At 62.6% G+C, this 19217-nt stretch carries 19 protein-coding genes; 11 read left to right on the forward strand and 8 right to left on the reverse strand.

Annotated elements, in window-relative coordinates:
- Window positions 1-33: 33 nt before the first annotated feature.
- Entirely contained in the window at window positions 34-534 is a 501-nt protein-coding gene (locus GWL_RS04480; protein ID WP_034350079.1) for a flavin reductase, read from the reverse strand.
- A gap of 204 nt (window positions 535-738) precedes the next feature.
- Between GWL_RS04480 and GWL_RS04485 the strand changes: the two genes are divergently transcribed.
- Window positions 739-1665 carry a LysR family transcriptional regulator gene (locus GWL_RS04485; protein WP_034350080.1) on the forward strand — a complete coding sequence of 309 codons (927 nt, stop codon included), beginning with the start codon at window positions 739-741 and terminating at the stop codon, window positions 1663-1665.
- A gap of 35 nt (window positions 1666-1700) precedes the next feature.
- Here GWL_RS04485 and GWL_RS04490 read toward each other — a convergent pair whose 3' ends face one another.
- The 7 genes from GWL_RS04490 to GWL_RS04520 all read right to left on the reverse strand — a co-directional run bounded on the left by GWL_RS04490 (window position 1701) and on the right by GWL_RS04520 (window position 9781).
- On the reverse strand, window positions 1701-2513 hold the full coding sequence (locus tag GWL_RS04490; protein WP_008327150.1) for an alpha/beta fold hydrolase: 813 nt from the start codon (window positions 2511-2513) through the stop codon (window positions 1701-1703).
- Between the two features lie 127 nt (window positions 2514-2640).
- Window positions 2641-3201: a nuclear transport factor 2 family protein gene (locus GWL_RS04495; RefSeq protein WP_008327151.1), complete on the reverse strand. Its 561-nt coding sequence runs from the start codon at window positions 3199-3201 to the stop codon at window positions 2641-2643.
- Between the two features lie 97 nt (window positions 3202-3298).
- Window positions 3299-4117: an ABC transporter permease gene (locus tag GWL_RS04500; RefSeq protein WP_008327157.1), complete on the reverse strand. Its 819-nt coding sequence runs from the start codon at window positions 4115-4117 to the stop codon at window positions 3299-3301.
- Window positions 4114-4911: an ABC transporter ATP-binding protein gene (locus GWL_RS04505; RefSeq protein ID WP_008327158.1), complete on the reverse strand. Its 798-nt coding sequence runs from the start codon at window positions 4909-4911 to the stop codon at window positions 4114-4116. Before GWL_RS04505 ends, GWL_RS04500 begins: the two co-directional genes overlap by 4 nt.
- Window positions 4912-4914: 3 nt before the next feature.
- On the reverse strand, window positions 4915-5874 hold the full coding sequence (locus GWL_RS04510; protein WP_008327159.1) for an ABC transporter substrate-binding protein: 960 nt from the start codon (window positions 5872-5874) through the stop codon (window positions 4915-4917).
- 138 nt (window positions 5875-6012) lie between these two features.
- Complete coding sequence (locus tag GWL_RS04515) at window positions 6013-7200, reverse strand: acyl-CoA dehydrogenase family protein (RefSeq protein ID WP_008327160.1); 1188 nt, start codon at window positions 7198-7200, stop codon at window positions 6013-6015.
- Window positions 7201-7666: 466 nt separating this feature from the next.
- Complete coding sequence (locus GWL_RS04520) at window positions 7667-9781, reverse strand: TonB-dependent siderophore receptor (protein ID WP_008327162.1); 2115 nt, start codon at window positions 9779-9781, stop codon at window positions 7667-7669.
- Window positions 9782-10175: 394 nt separating this feature from the next.
- On the opposite strand from GWL_RS04520, the gene GWL_RS04525 reads away from it, so the two are divergent.
- From GWL_RS04525 to GWL_RS04570, 10 genes are all read left to right on the forward strand, one after another.
- Entirely contained in the window at window positions 10176-11300 is a 1125-nt protein-coding gene (locus GWL_RS04525; protein ID WP_008327163.1) for a LacI family DNA-binding transcriptional regulator, read from the forward strand.
- A 313-nt stretch (window positions 11301-11613) separates the two neighbouring features.
- Window positions 11614-12417, forward strand: coding sequence for a transporter substrate-binding domain-containing protein (locus GWL_RS04530; RefSeq protein WP_008327168.1), 804 nt, complete (start codon window positions 11614-11616; stop codon window positions 12415-12417).
- Between the two features lie 126 nt (window positions 12418-12543).
- Complete coding sequence (locus GWL_RS04535) at window positions 12544-13239, forward strand: amino acid ABC transporter permease (RefSeq protein WP_008327177.1); 696 nt, start codon at window positions 12544-12546, stop codon at window positions 13237-13239.
- Complete coding sequence (locus GWL_RS04540) at window positions 13239-13889, forward strand: amino acid ABC transporter permease (RefSeq protein ID WP_008327181.1); 651 nt, start codon at window positions 13239-13241, stop codon at window positions 13887-13889. The genes GWL_RS04535 and GWL_RS04540 overlap by 1 nt, the downstream gene beginning before the upstream one ends.
- The gene (locus GWL_RS04545; RefSeq protein WP_008327183.1) at window positions 13876-14610 is read left to right on the forward strand and encodes an amino acid ABC transporter ATP-binding protein; all 735 of its coding nucleotides are present in this window, start codon (window positions 13876-13878) and stop codon (window positions 14608-14610) included. Before GWL_RS04540 ends, GWL_RS04545 begins: the two co-directional genes overlap by 14 nt.
- The gene (locus tag GWL_RS04550) at window positions 14607-15350 is read left to right on the forward strand and encodes a sugar phosphate isomerase/epimerase (RefSeq protein WP_008327185.1); all 744 of its coding nucleotides are present in this window, start codon (window positions 14607-14609) and stop codon (window positions 15348-15350) included. Before GWL_RS04545 ends, GWL_RS04550 begins: the two co-directional genes overlap by 4 nt.
- Before the next feature lie 11 nt (window positions 15351-15361).
- Window positions 15362-16306: a sugar kinase gene (locus GWL_RS04555; RefSeq protein ID WP_008327186.1), complete on the forward strand. Its 945-nt coding sequence runs from the start codon at window positions 15362-15364 to the stop codon at window positions 16304-16306.
- 22 nt (window positions 16307-16328) lie between these two features.
- A complete protein-coding gene (locus GWL_RS04560; protein WP_008327187.1) occupies window positions 16329-17288 on the forward strand; it encodes a D-glycerate dehydrogenase in 960 nt (319 codons plus the stop codon).
- 220 nt (window positions 17289-17508) lie between these two features.
- Window positions 17509-18264, forward strand: a complete 756-nt coding sequence (locus GWL_RS04565) for an electron transfer flavoprotein subunit beta/FixA family protein (RefSeq protein WP_034350081.1) — start codon at window positions 17509-17511, stop codon at window positions 18262-18264.
- Between the two features lie 2 nt (window positions 18265-18266).
- A complete protein-coding gene (locus GWL_RS04570; RefSeq protein ID WP_008327189.1) occupies window positions 18267-19196 on the forward strand; it encodes an electron transfer flavoprotein subunit alpha/FixB family protein in 930 nt (309 codons plus the stop codon).
- The last annotated feature ends 21 nt before the right edge of the window (window positions 19197-19217 follow it).

Consider the following 19217-nt stretch of genomic DNA (forward strand, 5'->3'; position numbering starts at 1 on the left):
TTTTCATGGCGGAGCGGGCTTGCAGCGCTCGCCTCACGCCGCCAACGCCACCTCCGCCGCAATCCGGTGAAAACGCCGTCCAAAATAAGCCAGCCCATCGGCTTGCGACGCGGCCAGGCGAATATGCCGGATCTCCACGAACAGCACGCTGTGCGTGCCCGCCTGCTGCTGCAATACGATGTCGCCCTCCAGCACCGCCAGCGCATCGGGCAACACCGGCTGGCCGTAGTCACCGGTTTCCCAGCCTACCTGCGCCATACGTTCCTCGGCGGCCAGCCCGGTCATGCCGGCAATCATGCGCGCCACGTCTTCGTGATGTCCTGCCAGGATGTTGATGCACAGGCGTCCGTTGCCAATCAGGATGGGATGGGCCGCGCTCTTGAGGTTGATGCACACCAGCACCGTGGCCGGGTCGTCGGAGACCGAACTGACGGCGGAGACCGTCATGGCCGCGCGTCCTGCGGGACCATCGGTGGTGATGATGTTGACCGCAGCCGAGAGACGCGCCATGGCGTCGCGAAAATCTTGCTTCATGGTAGGTCCATCCAAAAAAGAGATGACATCCGGCACAAGGCTTCGTATCCTTTGCGCCATCAGCAAGGTCGTCTGCGGCGCCGTCAGGCGGATGTCGATCAGCAGGTGAGAGGGAGAACGCATCGCTTGAAAAAGCCTGCGTCCTGGGATGAACAATAGACCCTGCACAATTGACGGGTCAAATGATTGTCTGGAATGTTCCGCATGAAGCAAATGAATATCGGCGCAGTGGACTTGAACCTGCTCAAGACCTTCATCGTCATCTGGGAGCTGCGCAGCCTCACCGCCGCCGCTGATCGCCTGCACCTGACCCAGCCGGCCGTAAGTCACGCGTTGCGGCGCCTGCGCGAGATGTTCGATGATCCGCTCTTCGTGCGCAGTACCACTGCCATGGTGCCCACCGAAACCGCGATCCGCCTGCACGAGCCGATCTCGCGCGCGCTCGGCATCCTCCATGAAGCCCTGCACAGCCACGCCAGTTTCGACCCGGCCACGGCCACGCGCACCTTTCATCTGGTGATGTCGGACATGTCCTGCAGCCATGTGCTGCCGATGCTGATGGAAGAACTGGCGCACGCCGCACCGCACGTCTCCATTGAAGTGCAGCAGATGGCCATGGAAAACCTCGGTGCGGCCATGCGCAATGGCGACATCGATCTGGCCTTCGGCTACCTGCCGGGGCTGCCCGAGGATTGCCAGAGCCAGCTGGTGCTCTACGACGATTACGTCTGCATGCTGCGCAGGACCCATGCCCTGGCAGGGCAGCCGCTGACCATGGAGAACCTGCTGCAGCTGCGCTACGTCTACGCCAGCACCAATACCACCGGCCACCAGCTGGCCGAGGACGTGCTGCGCAATGCGGGCGTGAAGCGCGATTTCGCGCTGCGCATGCCGCATTTCACGGTGGCACCGCAGATCGTGCGCAATACCGACCTGGCCCTGTTCCTGCCGCGCAGCATCGCCGAGCGCCACAACCTCGATGAGGCGTGTGTGCTGCTGGACTTGCCGCTGGACATGCCGCGCATCCCGGTGAGCCTCTACACTCATACACGGTTCTCGGCGGACTCGGGCATTCAGTGGCTGCGCAGCCTGTTGATCGAGATGTTCGGACGCGAGGCGGAGGTTGCCTGATGCTGAGTGCCGGGGCCTTTACCCGCGATTGAGCCCTAGCAACTGCGCTGCAGGAAATCCATCACCGCTTGTGCAAACGCGGCCGGCATCTGGTCCGGCATGGGCACCATGCCTTCCTCCAGCGTCAGCAGCTGGCTGCCTGCGATGGCCAGGGCGATGCGTTCGCTGTAGGGCGCCGCATGCGGATCGCGTCCCGCCCGCAACACCAGCGTGGGTGCGCGTACCAGGCCGATGCGATCTTCCATGTGATAGTTGCGGACCACGATATGGCCATGCGAGGCCATGGTCCCGGCCTTGAGGGCGTCGACCATGAAGCGCGTCAGCAGGTCGGTGTCGCCTTCCGGATAGAAGGGCTGGCGGCGCTGCCACAGCTCCTGCAGGTGAGTGCCATCGGGTCGGACCTCCACATCGTCCACGGTGCGTTTGCCCGCGTGGGCGCTGCGCCGCGCGGCATCGTTATACGGGCAGGATGACAGCACCAGCGCCGCTACCCGCTCAGGAGCCGACGCCGCGATTTCCATGGCCGTGACGGCGCCGGTATGGTGGCCGGCCACGGCCGCTTGGCCGATCCCCAGCTGGTCCATCACTTCCAAGGCGAGGCTGGCCCAGCGCTCGATGCTGTGCTCAGCCGGCGGCGGCTTGCAGGAGTCGCCAAAGCCAAGCGTGTCGATGGCGATGGGCCGGTAGCGCCGCGCCAGCAGCGGCAGCACGTCGCGGAATTCGTCCCAGGAACGCGGGGTTTGGTGCAGCAGCAGCACCGGCAATCCTTCGCCCATGCTGGCTACGTGCAGCGGGCCAGCGCTGGTGGGGATGAACTGGCGTACGAGGACGCGAAGGGCAGGGGACATGAGAATGGCTCTCCGACACGGTGAAGAGGCCGCAGCCTCTTCCCGGTCATATCATCAACAACGAATAGCAGCGTGCAATACAAAATGATATGAATGATTTGTATCGTTTTGAGATTTCAGCGCTTCGTTACTTCATCAGCACCGAATAGGTCGGCACATTGTTGGCCCAGCCGGAAGCCAGCGGTGCCACGAACACATTCTCGGTACGGGTGCGCGCGATCTTCCACACTCCGTCGACTTTCTTGAACAGGTTGTTGAGCCGGCTGGAACGCAGCAACGACGAGCCGTCGGCGAAGATCCACGGCTGGCAGTGCACCCACTGGCCATCGGCGTGCGTGCAGTCGGCATGGACGTGGATCTGTTCCGAGGTCAGGTAGTGCACGTTCAACAGCAGTTCCGGATCCTTCTTCTGCCCCCAGAATGCCTGGAAGTGCCGGCCGATCGCATCCTTGCCGACGGCCTGGCCGAACTGGCCCTCGTAGTAGGAGCCCACGCCTTCCCAGATGGCGTCTTCGGCATAGAGGTCGAGGATCTTCTCGATGCGTTCGGCGTCGTCGGCGACCGGTTCGGGGCAGGGCGTGTCGCACAGGAACATGTAGCGCGCCTGAATGCGGCGGATGTCGGCCTCGGCGTCGAGGATGTCGAGGCGGCGCTTGAGTTGCTGGATTTCCTGGGTGAAGTCGGTCATGGTGTCTTCTCGCTTGTCATCTTGTGTGAAAGGGAAAAAGCCAATCGTGCGTACATGCACGATTGGCGGCGGCGACCAGTGCGTCGCCGCGCAGGGCTTACAGGTAGCGCGCCAGCAGCTTGCGGGTGGCGATGCGCAGCACGCGGTCGAACAGGTAGCCCAGCAGGCCCAGGGTGATGATGCCCACGAATACCCATTCGGTACGGCTGAAGTTGCGCGCCGTCCAGATCAGGGCGCCCAGCCCTTCACGCGCCGACACGATCTCGGCCGACACCACGGTCAGGAAGGAATTGCCCATCGCGATGCGGGCGCCGGTGACCATGAAGGGAACGGTCGAGGGCAGGATCACGGTGGTGAGGATCTTCCATTGTCCCGCCCCCAGCGAAGCCGCCGCACGCAGTCGCAGCGGGTTCACCGCCTGCACACCGGCGATGGTGTTGAGCGTGACGATGAAGACGGTGGTGTAGAAAATCAGCGCGATCTTGGAAAGCTCGCCCGGGCCCAGCCAGATCACCGCCAGGGTGACGAAGGCAATCGGCGGAATGAAGCGGAAGAACTCGATATAGGGATCGAGCAGCTGCCGCACCAGATCGAAGCGGCCCATGAAGATGCCCAGCGGCACCCCGATGGCGACCCCGGCGCCCCAGCCGGCCAGGATGCGTCCGGAAGAGGCCAGCACGGATTGCTGCAGGGTACCGTCACCGATGAGTTCCAGTGCGGCGGCCCAGGTCATCGGGACCGAGGGCAGGAACAGTGGCGAGGTGGTCATCGAGACCAGTTGCCACAGCACCAGGCCACCGACGATGGCGATGACGGAAATGAGGAAAGGACGGACCGATTTCATGCGGCGCCCCAGGCTGGATGGCATGGCCGAGGCGGGAGCGCTCGGGGTGGCTGTCTGTGTGAGCTGCGTCATTGCAGGGATTCCTCTTCAATCAAACCTTGGGCGCGCAGCACGCGCGTGACTTCGGCGCCGATGTCGTCGCGGATGCGGGCATACAGCGCCATGCAGGCGGGGTCGGCCGGATCGCGTGGATGCGGCAGGTCGACCTCTTCGATGGTCTTGATGTGGGCACGCGGACCGGCCGTCATCGTCACCACGCGGTCGGCCAGGAGGATGGCTTCCCAGATGTCGTGGGTGACGAAGACGATGGTGCAGCCGGTGCTTTTCCAGATGCGATCCAGCTCGCTTTGCAGCACTTCGCGGGTCTGCGCGTCGAGGGCACCGAAGGGCTCGTCCATCAATACCACCGATGGTTCATTGACCAGCACCCGGGCAATCTGCGCACGCTGGCGCATGCCGCCCGAGAGCTCGGCGGGAAACTTGTCGATGGCGTGCTTCAGGCCCACCAGCGATACGTAGCGCTCGGCCGCCGAGCGGCGTTCGGGCCCGGCAATACCGCGCAGCTTGAGGCCATACTCGACGTTCTCGCGCACTGACAACCAGGGGAAGAGCGCCTCCGAGGACTGGAACACCACGCCACGATCCAGTCCCGGACCGCTGACGCGCTTGCCCGCCACGGTGATCTCTCCTGCCACCTCCTGGAAGCCCGCAATCGCATTGAGGAGCGTGGACTTGCCGCAGCCCGAGGGCCCCAGCAGGCAGATGAATTCGCCGGCGCGGATATCGAGGTCGATGCCCGCCATGATCTCGTTCTTGCCGATGGCAAGTCCCACACGCTTGATGGAAACTGCAGATCCGTGTCCCATGGCTTACCCCTTGTAGAAGCCGCGCTGCAAGATCTTGCTCATGTCCACCGGCGCCTTGATGGCCTGTTTGGACAGCAGGAAGTCGCCGATGGCATTGGCGGTCTTGACGTCGGTCTCGGTGAAGTCGCGCACGATGGGTTCCATGTCCTTGAGCGAATTCAAGGTCTGCGGCACCGGGATGCGGGTGATGGCCTGCACCGACTGCGCCGCACGCGGCGGGTCCTTGCGGGTGATCTCGGAGGCTTCGGCCAGAGCTTTGAGGATGTTGCCGGCCACTGCCTTGTTGGCGGCCAGCCAGGGAGCGGTGGCCGAGAGCCACAGGGTGCTGGTGTAGCCGACGTCCCCCGAGGTCATCAGGATGTGGCCGCCTTGCTGCACGCCCAGCGTAGGCCAGGGTTCCCAGACGAAGTAGGCATCGATGTCACCGCGCGCCAGCAGGGCGGGCAGTTCCGGCGGACCGGAGCGCACCATCTCGACCTTGGTGGCATCGATGTTGAGGGTCTTCAAGGTCAGGCCGGTGACGTACTCCGAGACCGAGCCGGCAACGATGCCGAATTTCCTGATCTTGTCGGCCGAGGCGATGGCTTTGCGCGCCACCAGCTTGACGTAGGTTTTCGACTGGTAGGTAACGGCCAGCGGGCGCAGTTCCGCGCGTGACAGGCGCACGATGTGCGTGGGCTCGCCGGCGCAGCCCATCTGTACCTGGTTGGCCACCAGCGCATTGAGCGCTTCGCCGCCATCGGTGTAGGACTGCACGGTGACGTTGGGCGCTCCATGCTTGGCAAAGAGCTTTTCGTTGGCGGCCACGAAGAAGGCCGTGAAGACGGGATCGGCACCGACGCCGATGACGACGGGGGTATCCTGGGCCAGGGCTGGCAGGGCAGGTGCAGCGCCTGCGGCGAGCATGGAGGCGGCGCCGAGCAGCAGCTTGCGGCGGTGTGGCGAGACGGTGGAGTGGGTCACGGGCTGGGTCCTCTTTGTAAAGTTGGTGAAGCGCCAGTGGAGTTGGCAGGCACGGCAGTAACAAAGGCAAATCGCAAGGAGTGCTTGCGCGTGCAGCGTCGGTGACGATGCAGGCAAGGCGTCAGCGGGGAAGGCGACTCAGCGCCTGATCCCCAGCTTTGCAAAAAGCGCACCAGCGCTTTCGTAATTCAGTTCCGACAGCGCGGCGTGCTGCGTAACCACCATCGCATCGCGCACGATGCGCTGCAGGCGGTGCGTGCGCTGGATGGCGGCCATCCCGGCGGCCTGGTAGGCGTCGTTGACGACGTCCATCGAGACGCGTGCCGCGTAGGTGGCCGAGAGTTTGAGCATCATGTCGATCTCCTCGGTGACGGGGTTGCCGGCCACGATCTGTTCCCATGCCTGTTCGCAGGCATCGTAGAAGAACATGCGGGCGCTGCGCCATTTGGCTTCGGACAGGCCGAGCTTGATCTTGTAGTAGGCACGATCGGCCAGTCGCAGTGCACCCGGCATGATCTTGGCGCCAGCGGCCATGTCGGTGACGATATCCAGGGCGGCGCGGGCCAGGCCGATGTTGACGGCGGCATGCACTTCAGCCTGGTAGGCCAGTGCGGGATAGCGATACAGCGGCTCGTCGATGAGTCCGGCGGCACCGCGTGCGCAGGTCCATTCGTGGGCGATGAACTTGTCTTTCAGACGCGTATCGTGGCTGCCCGTGCCCTGCATGCCGACCACGTTCCAGTTGTCGATGATCTCGATTTCCGCGGCCGGCATCACGGCCATGAGGGCGGGTTTGGGTGCGTCATCATCTGCGCTGCTGCTGTCCTTGATGCCCACGCCGATCCAGTCCGCGCCCTTGCAACCGCTGGCGAAGTGCCAGCGTCCGGAGATTTCCCAGCCACCGGGGACGGCCTTGGCTTCCTGCAGCGGATAGAGTCCACCGGCGTAGACCTGGTCGGGACCGCTTGCGTAGATCTTGCGTTGCGTCTCGACGGGCAGTGCGGCGAGATAGGTATTGGCCGAACCGAAGGCGGCGACCCAGCCGGCCGATCCATCGGCCTTGGAGATGCGTTCGACCATCGCCAGGAAGGCCGCGGGAGCCAGTGCTTCGCCGCCGAACTTGCGGGGTGTGCCGCTGCGGAAGATACCGGCTTTCTTCATCGTGGCCACCAGATCGCGGGGGACGTGGCCGAGCTGGTCGAACTCGTCGCGGCGAGCGATCACTTCCGCGATGAGCGCATCCATTTCGGGAGAGTCCGCATGCGGGGAGACGGCGGTGACGACTTTTTTCTGGACGGGATAAACATCGAGCGTGATCGAATTCATGGCACACCACTTTGGTTGAAAGAAGGTAGCTGAGTGTCGTCCGGGGTCAAAGCAGGGTCAAATTCTATTTAGGAATTGGCCGGATGAATATTAGTAATAATGATTAGGCCGCTCCGTGATTGCGCGCAGACTTGTGCGTGGTGCACCTGCATGATGCGTGAAAGTCGCGCGGGAAGCGGGTTTGGCGCGGATATGCACCAAACGCGAGAGGGACGTTACCCAGTGAGGAGGAGTATTTGCAGTATGGATGCGGCTTATCGGTGGTACCGATTTGCCATGGATCGCAAGGGCTCACTACCATGAAGGCCGAGATTGAAAGGAACACTGTTCAGTTTCGTCATAGGCTCCTTCTGGCCTTCATTTCGGGCGGACTTCTTTGGGAGTCCGCCATTTTTCTTTTCTGCTTTCCAGTGAAAAAAATCGGCCCTCGATGGGGCCGATTTTTATTGATGAAGCTGCTGCTGGATCAGTAACGATACCCCAACGTCAGCAAAATGGTCCGGTCATCCCCCAGAGCCACCGCCTTGGCCAGACCGCCCGCATAGTAATGCGTGTTGAAGATGTTCTTCACGTTCAGTGCAGCGCGCCAGCGCTCGGCGTTGTAGGCCACACCGGTATCGACCAGCACGTAGCCGGGCAGGGTATAGCCATTGGTGCGCATCATGCTCTGCCCATGCACGCCACCATTCCACTCCCAACCGGCCAGTTGGCCCTTGAAGCGATAGCGCGCGCTGGTGGTGAAGTTGTGGCGCGGCACGTTGTCCAGCCACTGGCCCACGGTAGTGGTGCGCTGGCCGCCGTCGTCGGTCACGATGGCCGCCGTGTAGGAGTAGCCCGCGTTGAGACTGAGGCCATTGCGCAAGTCGGAGGTCACGCTGATCTCGCCACCTTGCGAACGTTGCTCACCCACTGCAACGCTGAAGCCGGTGTTGTTGGGATCGCTCACCAGCACGTTGCGGCGGCGCAGGTCGAACACGGCCACGTTGAGGCTGGTACGGCCTTCGTCGAGGTCGAATTTCACGCCGGCTTCCCATTGCTTGCCGGTCTCTGGTTTGAAGGTGCCGCCACTCACATCGGTGCCGCTGTTCGGATAGAACGAGGTCGCATAACTGATGTATGGACGTACCCCGCGAAGCAATTCATACATCAATGCTGCCGAGCCCGTCGTGGCGCTGGCCGGATTGTCGGTATGCACGCCGGTACGCAGATTGGTCGAGTAGGTCGAGGCATTGTCGTAGCGCAAGCCCGTCAGCAATTGCCAGCGTTCGCCGAAGCTGATCTTGTCGCGCGCATACAAGCCGGTATCGCGAATGCTGGTCGAAGTATAGGTCGTGGGCGTGGTGGGGCAATTCAAACGTGCGCCATACACGGGGTTGTAGACGTTGAGCGCGGCTACCGTACAGGTATAGGAGCGCGTATCTTCGCGCGAGTTGAGGTAGTCGGTGCCCAGCGTGATCTCGTGCTTGCCGAAGGCCGTCCTGAAGCTGCGCTGGACATTGGTGTCGATGCTGAAGGTCTGTCCGTCATAGGTCTGATCCGTACCAGTGCGGGTGAGGCTGCTGCCGGTGCGGGAGAGGGCATTGTTGGCCACCAGTTGTCCACTCATCCCGAACTGCTGGTAACGCACATTGTTGTTGAGCGTCCAGCCATCATCGAAGCGGTGCGTCAGCGCATAGCCGATGCGGGTCTCGTTGGCGGCATACGGGCGCGCGCCCGGTTCGCCGATGAAGAGGCTGCGCGGTAGCGCACCGTTGACGTTGCTGTTGATCGAGCCCGATAGCGGCAGACCCTGCTGGCGCACGTAGTTGCGTTCCTGGTAGCTGGTCAGAATGGTGAAGTCGGTGCGCGCACCGAGGTCCAGCGACAGCGAGGGCGCGATGTAGCGGTTCTTGAACCAGACATTGTCGGTGGCGTCGTCCGAATTGGAAATGAGGCCATTGATGCGGAAGGCCTGCTTGCCGTTTTCGGACAGGGATTTGTTCATGTCCACGGTAGTCTGGTAGAAGTCGTGGCTGCCCACGGTCACGTCGACGTTGGCAAAGTCGGTTCCCTGCGGGCGCTTGCTCACCATGTTGACCAGGCCACCCGGCAGGACCAGTCCATACAAGAGCGAGCCTGGTCCCTTGAGTACTTCCACCTGCTGCAGGCCGAACAACTGCTCGGCCACGCGCGAGCTGGCCGTCGTGCGCAGGCCATCCAGATACAGCGAATCCGAGGCGACCTGGCCGCGGATGATCAGGTCATCCCAGCCGCGCCGTCCGTATTGCTGCGCGACCACCCCAGGCACGTTCTCCAGCGCATCGGCCAGAGAAACGGCTTGCTGGCTGTCCAGCATGGAGCGCGTCACCACCGAGACCGATTGCGGCGTCTGCGACAGCGGGGTATCGGATTTGTTGACCTGGCTTTGGGTGGCCTTGAACTTGGTGTCGTTGACGCCATCGGCAACCACATCGACGGTGGGCAACTGGGTCGTGGCCGTGCTGTTGTCCGTGCTGCTGGCAGTCTGCGCCAGGACGGTGGAAGCGGGCAATACGGAGAAGGCGAGCAGAACGGCGAGAGCGCCGGGAGTGAGCGAGGGCATGAATCAGATAATAATGAGAATAATTACTATTCATGATATCGCATTCTTGTGCCTGGCAACAAATTTTTACTGATCGTTTGCATCTTGTCGCCTGGCGCTGGTGCATTGAGTTTGGCGCGTTGCGTCAATCAGGAGCCGGGTTTCATACCTTGGACGGCGGGAATGACGCAATCGCCCGAAAGCACCCGTCTCACCAGCTGATCCTTTCATATTGCCGAGCGAGAACATGAGCGCACCATTCATGGCATCTGTTCAAATTTTTCATCTGAAATAAGTTTGACCCGCCAGAATCCCGCTGCTATCTTGGAACCGGTTCCAAAAGATTCATATAAATGATCAGCCCAGAACCTTCAGGCAAATCACTCGACGCAGTTCAACGATTTGGCGGGCAATAGTGAGACAACACACCAAGACCGGCACCGACCGGGTCACCATTGCGCAGGTTGCGCGGGAGGCCGGGGTGTCCAAGACGAGCGTATCGCGGTACCTGGGCGGCGAGTTCGACGCGCTCTCGGCACCGCTGCGCGATCAGATCGGCAAGACCATCGCGCGCCTGGGCTATCAGCCCAGCCAGATGGCGCGCGGTCTCAAGGGTGGCCGTACGCGGCTCATCGGCATGCTGGTGGCTGACATTCTCAATCCCTATTCGGTGGCCGTGCTGCATGGTGCGGAAGCGGCCTGCCAGAAGCATGGCTATACGCTCATGCTGTGCAACACCGGCAATGACGAGGCGCGCGAGAAGCAGTCGCTGGCGGCTCTGCATTCCTACAGCGTCGAAGGGCTTCTGTTCAATACCCAGGGCCGCAACGTGACGCCACTGCGCGAGCTGGGACAGGCGGCCTTTCCGGTGGTTCTGCTGGATCGCCATGTGGAGGGCTGCGATTTCGACCTGGTGGGACTCGACAACGTCAAGGCCGCGCAACTGGCCACACGGCATCTGCTGGCGCAAGGCTATACCGATATCGCGCTGGTGGTGCAGCCGCTGCTGGGCGTGAGTTCGCGACAAGGGCGACAGGCCGGTTTCTTGCAGGCGATGGCGCAGCGCCCCGATTGCTACGGCCAGACGCTGGAAGTGGACGTGGATCAGCCCGGCCATGTGGCCACGATGCTGCGCGAATTCTTCCTGCGCCGGGCGGCAGCCGGCGGCGGGCGGCTGGCCCTGCTGGCCGGCAACGGCATGGTGTCGCTGCAGATCGCGCTGGCCTTGCAGAGCATGACGCTGCGCTTTCCGGATGACGTGGGCTTGCTGTGCTTCGATGAGCTGGCCTGGTCGCCTCTGGTGGGCAGTGGCATCAGCACCATCGAGCAACCGACCTACGACATCGGTTTTACCGCCATCGAACGCCTGCTGGTGCGCATCCACGGCGAACGTTCGGTGCGCATGGAAATGCTGCTGGATCCCCGTCTCATCTGTCGCGGCTCGACCGCCAGCGTGGAGGGGCATCCGCAACGGGCACTGGCACGCAGCATCGCCGCCAAGATCAGTCCGGCGCCGGTCGCCGCCATGCGCTGTACCTGAGCCGGGCGCTGGAACCGGTACCAAAGGGTAAAGCAAAGAAGGCCAGGGTTCGCCTCACTGGTAAGACCTTGTAACAGGACGGAAGAGCAGCACGGCCAGAGCAGTTCGCAATCGCATCACGCAACCGTACCACGCAATCGCATTCCGGCCCTCGGGCCGTATCACAGACCTGCACGCGGGAAGCAAAGCAGGCAGCAACAAAGAGGGGCACCAGAATCCACGCAGCCACCTGCGATAGCGGGCGGCGGGATTGGGCGCCTGTCGCACTCAACGGACTGCCGTCCACACGGCATTGATTGATCAGGAGACCAGGATGAGCATCAAGAAAATTTTCAACGCAAAATTCGTCGCACTGACGCTGGCTGCCGCCTGCGCAGTGGCGGCCACCGCCAGTGCCAGCGCGCAGAGCATCGCCGAGCTGACCAAGAAGGGCAAGATCACCATTGGTGTGGTCAGCGGCACGCCACCCTTTGGTTCGGTTGACGCCAAGGGTACGCCCATCGGCTATGACGTCGATGTGGCCAATCTGATCGGCAAGTATCTCGGCCTGCCGGTGGAGATCGTGCCGCTGGTGCCGCCGGCGCGCATCCCGGCGCTGGAGTCGGGCAAGGTCGACATGCTGGCCGCCACGCTGGCGCCCACACCCGAGCGTGCCAAGTCGGTGCTGTTCACGATTCCCTACAGCGGCTTCGAGCTCTCCATCGTCGGCCCGGTCGGCACCAGCTACAAGAAGCTGGATGACCTGGTGAAGAAGAAAGTGGGCGTCTCGCGCGGTTCCACCAACGACACCGCGCTGACCCGCCTGGCGCCTCCGGGCACGGTGCTGGTGCGCTTCGAGGATGACTCCACGGTGACTCAGGCGCTGCTGTCGAACCAGGTCGATGCCATCTCGATTCCCAACACCATGGCCAATGAGATCGTCAAGAGCCGCGGCCAGGGCAAGATCGAAGTCAAGTTCCCGTACTCGGTGCAACCCAATTCGATGACCGTGCGCAAGGGTTCCTACGAGCTGCAGCAGTGGCTCAACAACTTCATCTACTACGTCAAGCTCAACGGCGAACTGGATGCGATCTCGCGCAAGTGGGCCGGTCCGCTGCCCAACCTGCCGGTGTTCTGATTCCGACATACGGAACCTGTCTTGCAGAAGCGACTGCGCAGGCATGACCTGCGCAGCCTGAAAAGAACAGATCACGCGCCGCTCAGGGGATGAACGGGCGGCGCGGATTTGTCGGAGGAGCACACGATGCAATACGATTTTCAGTTTGCGTTCATCTTCCAGCATCTGGATCAGTTGCTGGTCGGCGCACTGCTCACCATACGGCTGAGCGCGCTGTCGATGATCTGCGGTTTGGCCGTCGGCATTTTCGGCGCCATCATTTCCATCCACGGCAGCAGGCCGGCGCGCCTGGTGGTCACCTCCTATGTCGAGCTGATCCGCAGTACGCCTTTCCTGGTGCAGTTGTTCATCATCTTCTTCGGCCTGCCGTCGATCGGCGTGCAGGTCAATGCCAACATTGCCGCGCTGGTGGCGATGACGGTCAATCTCGGCGCCTATTCCACCGAGATCGTGCGAGCCGGCATGATGGCCATCCACCCCTCGCAGATCGAAGCGGCGCAGGCGCTGGCCTTGACGCGCTGGCAGGTGATCCGGCATGTGGTCCTCACGCCTGCGCTGGAAAAAGTCTATCCGGCCCTGGCCAGCCAGTTCACGCTGATGATGCTGGCTTCCAGCATCGTCTCGGCGATCTCGGCTGAAGAGCTCACTGCCACGGCCAACCTGCTTGATGCCGAGACCTTCCGCAGCTTCGAGATCTACCTGGTGGTGATGGTGCTCTACATCCTGCTGGCCCTGCTGTTCCGCCTGGCCTTCTGGCTGATCGGACTGGTGGTCTTCAAACGCCGTCGCCGCCTGGGCGTGGCCCGTCCGAGGAGAATGTGATGCTTGCTGATTTTTCTTGGGACAATTTCCTGTTCCTGCTGGAAGCGGCGCGCTGGACGCTGCTCTTGTCGGCCCTGGCTTTCGTCGGCGGCGGCATCGCCGGCTTCCTGGTGGCCCTGATGCGGACCTCGCATCTTGCCCCGCTGCGGCTGCTCTCGGCAGTGTATATACAGATCATCCAGGGTACGCCGGTGCTGATCCTGCTGTTCCTGTCCTTCTACGGACTGGCGATCTTCGGCTACAAGCTCCCGCCCATGGTGGCCGCCACCATCGCCATGACGATCTATTCCAGCGCCTATCTCGGCGAAATCTGGCGCGGTTGTATCGAAGCCGTGCCGGTGCCGCAGTGGGAAGCCTCGACCGCCCTGGCCATGACGCGCTGGCAGCAGTTGCGCTACGTGATCCTGCCGCAGGCGGTGCGGATTTCGCTGCCGCCGACCGTGGGCTTCCTGGTGCAGATCGTCAAGAACACTTCGATTGCCTCCATCATCGGCCTGGTGGAACTGGCGCAGGCCGGCAAGCTGGTCAGCAATGCGACCTTCCAGCCCTTCCTGGTCTTCCCCATCGTGGCCGGTATTTACTTCGTTTTCTGCTATCCGCTGTCGCGCTTCGCCTTTATCCTGGAAAGGAAATACCATGCCCATCGTTGAGATTGACAACATCACCAAGCGCTTCGGCAGCAACCAGGTCTTGAACGGCATTTCACTGTCGGTCGAGCGCGGCCAGGTGGTGGCCGTCATCGGGCGCTCCGGGTCCGGCAAGAGCACCATGCTCCGCTGCATCAACGGCCTGGAAACCATCGATGGCGGCAGCATCACCGTGGCCGGTCACAAGCTGACCCACAAGCACGAACACCTGATCGAATTGCGCAAGGATGTGGGCATGGTGTTCCAGCATTACAATCTCTTTCCGCACCTGACCGTGGAGGAGAACATCATGCTGTCACCCCGCATCGTCAAGAAGACCGCCACCGAGACTGCCCGCGAGACCGCCATGAAGGTCTTGAAGCAGGTCGGCCTGGACCACAAGCGCGACGCCTATCCCGAGCAGCTCTCCGGTGGCCAGCAGCAACGCGTGGCGATTGCCCGCTCGCTGGCCATGGAGCCGCAGGTGATGCTGTTCGATGAAGTGACCTCGGCGCTGGACCCGGAGCTGACCGCCGAAGTGCTGAAGGTCATGGAAGAGCTGGCGCGCGGCGGCATGACCATGCTGCTGGTGACGCACGAGATGGAGTTTGCGCGTCGGGTGGCGGATCTGACAGTTTTCATGCACCAGGGCAAGGTGTGGGAAGCACGTCCTTCGGAGGAGTTTTTCGCCGATCCGCAGACACCGGAAGCCAAGCAGTTCATCGGCGCAGGGTCGATCAAATGAGCCCGGTCCTGGTCGCCGCCTCGGCCTATGGGGCCGATCTGGTGCGGCGGGTTGGTCATGCTGACCTCATCCCCATGGTGGCGGCGGCCGGGGCCGCAGGCCTTGAAATTCGGCGCGAGCTGTTCGATGGGCCGCAGGACCTGCCTGCCTTGCGCGCACTGCTGGAGCAGCACAAGCTGTTTTCGGTGTATTCCGCACCGTTTGAGTTGTTTGCTACCGAGGGACGTTTCGACCGTGAGCAGATCAGTCTGGCGATGAGCGAGGCCGAAGAGATCGGAGCGCGCTTCCTGAAGGTCTCGCTCGGGCACTTTTCGGCGGGCAGCGATCTGCAATCGCTGCTGCGTTTTCTCTCGCAGGCCCCCGTCGAAGTCTTGCTGGAAAACGACCAGACTCCGCAAGGGGGAAGGCTGGAGCCCATCGTCAGTTTTCTGGCGCTCTGTACCGGCAATGGCTATGCCTTCGGCATGACCTTTGACATGGGCAACTGGCACTGGCAGGGCGTCGACCCCGAGACTGCCGCGCGCTCTCTGGCGCCGCACGTGCGCTACGTACATTGCAAGGGCGTGCAGGAGGACCAGGGCAAGCTCAAGGCGGTGCCCTTGCAGGCACAGGACCATCACTGGCCGGCCATGTTGGGGCATTTCCCCACGGGCATCTTGCGCGCCATCGAATTCCCGTTGGTGGGCACCGATCTGGAAGAAACGACGCGCCGCCACGTGGCGATGCTGGCGACGGTCTGAGGACAAGCACAATGACGATGCAGCTGGATGTGGTGACCTGGGGGGAAGCCCTGGCACTCTTGGTGGCCGATGAAGTCGGCCCCTTCGAGGAAGTGGAAAAATATACGCGCCGCCTGGCCGGTGCCGAGACCAATGTGGCCATCGGTCTGGCGCGACTGGGCTTGAAAGTGGGTTGGGCCAGTCGCGTGGGCAATGATGCCTTTGGTCGTTTCATCCGCAAGCGGGTGGCGCAGGAAGGTGTGGACGTCAGCCGCGTACTCACCGACATGGAATTTCGCACGGCCATCCAGTTGAAGGCCAAGGCAGTCGATGGGGCAGACCCGGCCATCGAGTATTACCGCAAGGGCTCGGCGGCCAGCCACCTGTCGCTGGAGGATTTCGACCCGGCGTATTTCGGCGCGGCGCGGCACTTGCACGCCACCGGCATCGCGCCGGCCTTGTCGCCGACCACGATGGCTTTCGCCCATCACGCCATGGATTTCATGCGGGCGCAGGGCAAGACGATTTCCTTCGATCCCAACCTGCGCCCCATGCTGTGGCCGTCGCGCGAGGTCATGGCGCAGCAGTTGAATGCGCTGGCCTGCAAGGCCGACTGGGTGCTGCCGGGGCTGTCGGAAGGCACGCTTCTGACCGGATATGAAGATCCGCGCGCCATTGCCGGCTACTACCTGGAGCGCGGTGTGAAGATGGTGGTCATCAAGCTGGGCGCCGAGGGCGCTTACTGGCGCAATGGTGAAGGCGAGGGCAGGGTGGCTGGCGTGCCGGTGAAGGAAGTGGTCGATACCGTGGGGGCCGGTGACGGCTTTGCGGTCGGCGTCATCAGCGCGATGCTGGAAGGTTTGTCGGTGCCCGAGGCTGTCATGCGCGGCAATCGCATCGGAGCGTTTGCCATCCAGGTGGTGGGCGACATGGAAGGCTTGCCTACCCGGGCCGAGCTGGAGGCGGCCTCGGCCTGATTTGACTCTTACAGGAATCGCCATGAAGCCGCACGTAGTCGTCTACAAAAAATTGCCCGAGCATCTGCTGCAGCGCCTGCAGGCGGAATGTGAGGTCACGCTCTTTGACCGTATTACGCAAGACAACCGCGCCGATTTCCTCGCGGCCCTGAAGACCGCCCATGGCATGATCGGCGCAAGCCTGCCGATCACCAACGACATGCTGGAGGGCGCGCCGCTACTCAAGATCGCCTCCACCATCTCGGTGGGCGTGGACAATTTCGACCTGGATTATTTTCGTCGGCGCGGGCTGATGCTGGCGCATACGCCCGGCGTGCTCACCGAAGCCACTGCCGACACCATCTTTGCCTTGATCCTCTCCACTGCGCGCCGCGTGGTGGAACTGGCCGAGTACGTCAAGGCCGGACGCTGGAAGGGCAGCATCGGCCAATCCCAGTTCGGCGTGAACGTGCACGGCAAGACGCTGGGCCTGATCGGGATGGGCCGCATCGGCTCTGCGGTGGCACGGCGGGCGCATCATGGTTTCGGCATGCCCATCCTGTATCACAACCGTCGCCCCGATCCCGAGGCCGAGCGCGAACTCGATGCGCGCTACGTCAGCCAGGACGAATTGCTGGCGCAGGCGGACTTCGTCTGCGTGATGCTGCCCCTGAACGCCGCGACCGAACGCCTGATCGGCGCACGCGAATTCACGCTGATGAAGCGCAGCGCCATCTTCATCAATGCCTCGCGCGGGCGCATCGTCGATGAGGCAGCCTTGATCACGGCCTTGCAGGACAAGACCATTTATGGCGCCGGCCTGGATGTGTTCGAAGTCGAGCCGCTGCCCGCCGAATCGCCCTTGCTGCAACTCCCCAACGTGGTGGCCTTGCCCCACATCGGTTCGGCCACCCATGAAACCCGGCTGGCCATGGCCGAGCTGGCCGTCTCCAACCTGCTGGCCGGCCTGCGCGGCGAACCGGTACCCCACCTGGCGGTCTGAACAGCGCGGTATTGCCTGCGGGCAGCCCGCGCTGCAATTCCGCTGCATGAAGTTTTTTTCAGCTTCTCTTCATTTCCTCTTCCGCTCACGTGAATCTTTGGTGTATGCTGCGAACATTAAAAAGAACGATCGTGCTAAAAACCGGTAGGCACCCCGTTTTGCTTTTATAATCCTGCGGAAGTTTACGTTTACGTCAATTCCTTTTTGCAAGGGCCATGCGATGAAAGTATTAGTACCAGTCAAGCGCGTCGTGGATTACAACGTCAAGGTGCGCGTCAAGAGCGACGGCAGCGGCGTCGATATCGCCAACGTCAAGATGTCGATGAACCCGTTTGACGAAATCGCGGTGGAAGAAGCCGTGCGCCTGAAAGAAGGCGGGAAGGTGACCGAAGTGATCGCCGTCTCCGCCGGCGTGACCCAGTGCCAGGAAACCCTGCGCACCGCCATGGCCATTGGCGCCGATCGCGGCATCCTGGCCGAAGTGGCGGCCGATGTCGAACTGCAACCGCTGGCCGTGGCCAAGATCCTCAAGGCCCTGGCCGAGAAGGAACAGCCGCAGCTGATCATCCTGGGCAAGCAGGCCATCGACGATGACTGCAACCAGACCGGCCAGATGCTGGCAGCCTTGCTGGGCTGGCCGCAAGCCACCTTCGCCTCCAAGGTCGTGCTGGAAGAGGGCAAGGTCACCGTGACCCGTGAAGTGGACGGCGGCCTGGAAACCCTGGCCCTGACCCTGCCGGCCATCATCACCACCGACCTGCGCTTGAACGAGCCGCGTTACGTCACGCTGCCCAACATCATGAAGGCCAAGAAGAAGCAGCTCGATACCGTCAAGCCCGAAGAGCTGGGCGTGGACGTCGCCCCGCGCGTGAAGACCCTGAAGGTCACCGAGCCGGCCAAGCGCAGCGCCGGCGTGAAGGTGCCGGATGTCGCGACCCTGGTCGCCAAACTGAAAAATGAAGCCAAGGTGATCTGATCATGACCGCACTCGTTATTGCTGAACACGACAACGCCAGCCTCAAGGGCAGCACCCTCAACACCATCACCGCCGCAGCACAAGCCGGTGGTGACGTCCACGTCCTGGTGGCCGGCTCCAACGCCAAGGCCGCCGCTGACGCTGCCGCCCAAGTGGCAGGCGTGGCCAAGGTGCTGCTGGCTGATGCCCCGCAATTCGCCGATGGCCTGGCCGAGAACGTGGCCGAGCAAGTCCTGGCCATCGCCAAGGATTACAGCCACATCCTGGCCCCCGCCACCGCCTACGGCAAGAACATCCTGCCGCGCGTGGCTGCGAAGCTGGACGTGGGCCAGATTTCCGACATCACCAAGGTGGAGTCGGCCGATACCTTCGAACGTCCGATCTACGCCGGCAACGCCATTGCCACCGTGCAATCGATCGACCCGATCAAGGTCATCACCGTGCGCACCACCGGTTTCGATCCGGCCGCGCAGGGTGGCTCGGCCGCCGTGGAAAGCATCCCGGCCGTGGCCGATTCGGGCAAGTCCAGCTTCGTGGGCCGTGAAGTGGCCAAGTCGGATCGTCCCGAACTGACCGCAGCCAAGATCATCGTTTCCGGTGGCCGTGGCATGGGCTCGGCGGAAAGCTTCAAGATCCTGGAGCCGCTGGCCGACAAGCTCAACGCCGCCATGGGTGCATCCCGTGCCGCTGTCGACGCAGGCTACGTGCCCAACGACTGGCAGGTCGGCCAGACCGGCAAGATCGTCGCGCCCCAGCTCTACATCGCCGTCGGTATCTCCGGCGCGATCCAGCATTTGGCCGGCATGAAGGACTCCAAGGTCATCGTCGCCATCAACAAGGACGAGGAAGCGCCGATCTTCTCGGTGGCTGACTATGGTCTGGTGGGTGACCTCTTCGAGGTCGTGCCCGAGCTGGTCAAGCAGCTTGGCTGATCTGGTCTGAACCGTAGTATC

It is taken from the genome of Herbaspirillum sp. GW103 (genome assembly GCF_000261365.1).
GTDB lineage: Bacteria > Pseudomonadota > Gammaproteobacteria > Burkholderiales > Burkholderiaceae_D > Herbaspirillum.

Coding starts and splice junctions, on each gene's coding strand:
- GWL_RS04545 (WP_008327183.1), top strand. CDS start 13,876: ATGCCCATCGTTGAGATTGACAACATCACCAAGCGCTTCGGCAGCAAC.
- GWL_RS04535 (WP_008327177.1), top strand. CDS start 12,544: ATGCAATACGATTTTCAGTTTGCGTTCATCTTCCAGCATCTGGATCAG.
- GWL_RS04485 (WP_034350080.1), top strand. CDS start 739: ATGAAGCAAATGAATATCGGCGCAGTGGACTTGAACCTGCTCAAGACC.
- GWL_RS04560 (WP_008327187.1), top strand. CDS start 16,329: ATGAAGCCGCACGTAGTCGTCTACAAAAAATTGCCCGAGCATCTGCTG.
- GWL_RS04550 (WP_008327185.1), top strand. CDS start 14,607: ATGAGCCCGGTCCTGGTCGCCGCCTCGGCCTATGGGGCCGATCTGGTG.
- GWL_RS04480 (WP_034350079.1), bottom strand. CDS start 534: ATGAAGCAAGATTTTCGCGACGCCATGGCGCGTCTCTCGGCTGCGGTC.
- GWL_RS04565 (WP_034350081.1), top strand. CDS start 17,509: ATGAAAGTATTAGTACCAGTCAAGCGCGTCGTGGATTACAACGTCAAG.
- GWL_RS04490 (WP_008327150.1), bottom strand. CDS start 2,513: ATGTCCCCTGCCCTTCGCGTCCTCGTACGCCAGTTCATCCCCACCAGC.
- GWL_RS04540 (WP_008327181.1), top strand. CDS start 13,239: ATGCTTGCTGATTTTTCTTGGGACAATTTCCTGTTCCTGCTGGAAGCG.
- GWL_RS04530 (WP_008327168.1), top strand. CDS start 11,614: ATGAGCATCAAGAAAATTTTCAACGCAAAATTCGTCGCACTGACGCTG.
- GWL_RS04505 (WP_008327158.1), bottom strand. CDS start 4,911: ATGGGACACGGATCTGCAGTTTCCATCAAGCGTGTGGGACTTGCCATC.
- GWL_RS04520 (WP_008327162.1), bottom strand. CDS start 9,781: ATGCCCTCGCTCACTCCCGGCGCTCTCGCCGTTCTGCTCGCCTTCTCC.
- GWL_RS04515 (WP_008327160.1), bottom strand. CDS start 7,200: ATGAATTCGATCACGCTCGATGTTTATCCCGTCCAGAAAAAAGTCGTC.
- GWL_RS04500 (WP_008327157.1), bottom strand. CDS start 4,117: ATGACGCAGCTCACACAGACAGCCACCCCGAGCGCTCCCGCCTCGGCC.
- GWL_RS04555 (WP_008327186.1), top strand. CDS start 15,362: ATGACGATGCAGCTGGATGTGGTGACCTGGGGGGAAGCCCTGGCACTC.
- GWL_RS04495 (WP_008327151.1), bottom strand. CDS start 3,201: ATGACCGACTTCACCCAGGAAATCCAGCAACTCAAGCGCCGCCTCGAC.
- GWL_RS04570 (WP_008327189.1), top strand. CDS start 18,267: ATGACCGCACTCGTTATTGCTGAACACGACAACGCCAGCCTCAAGGGC.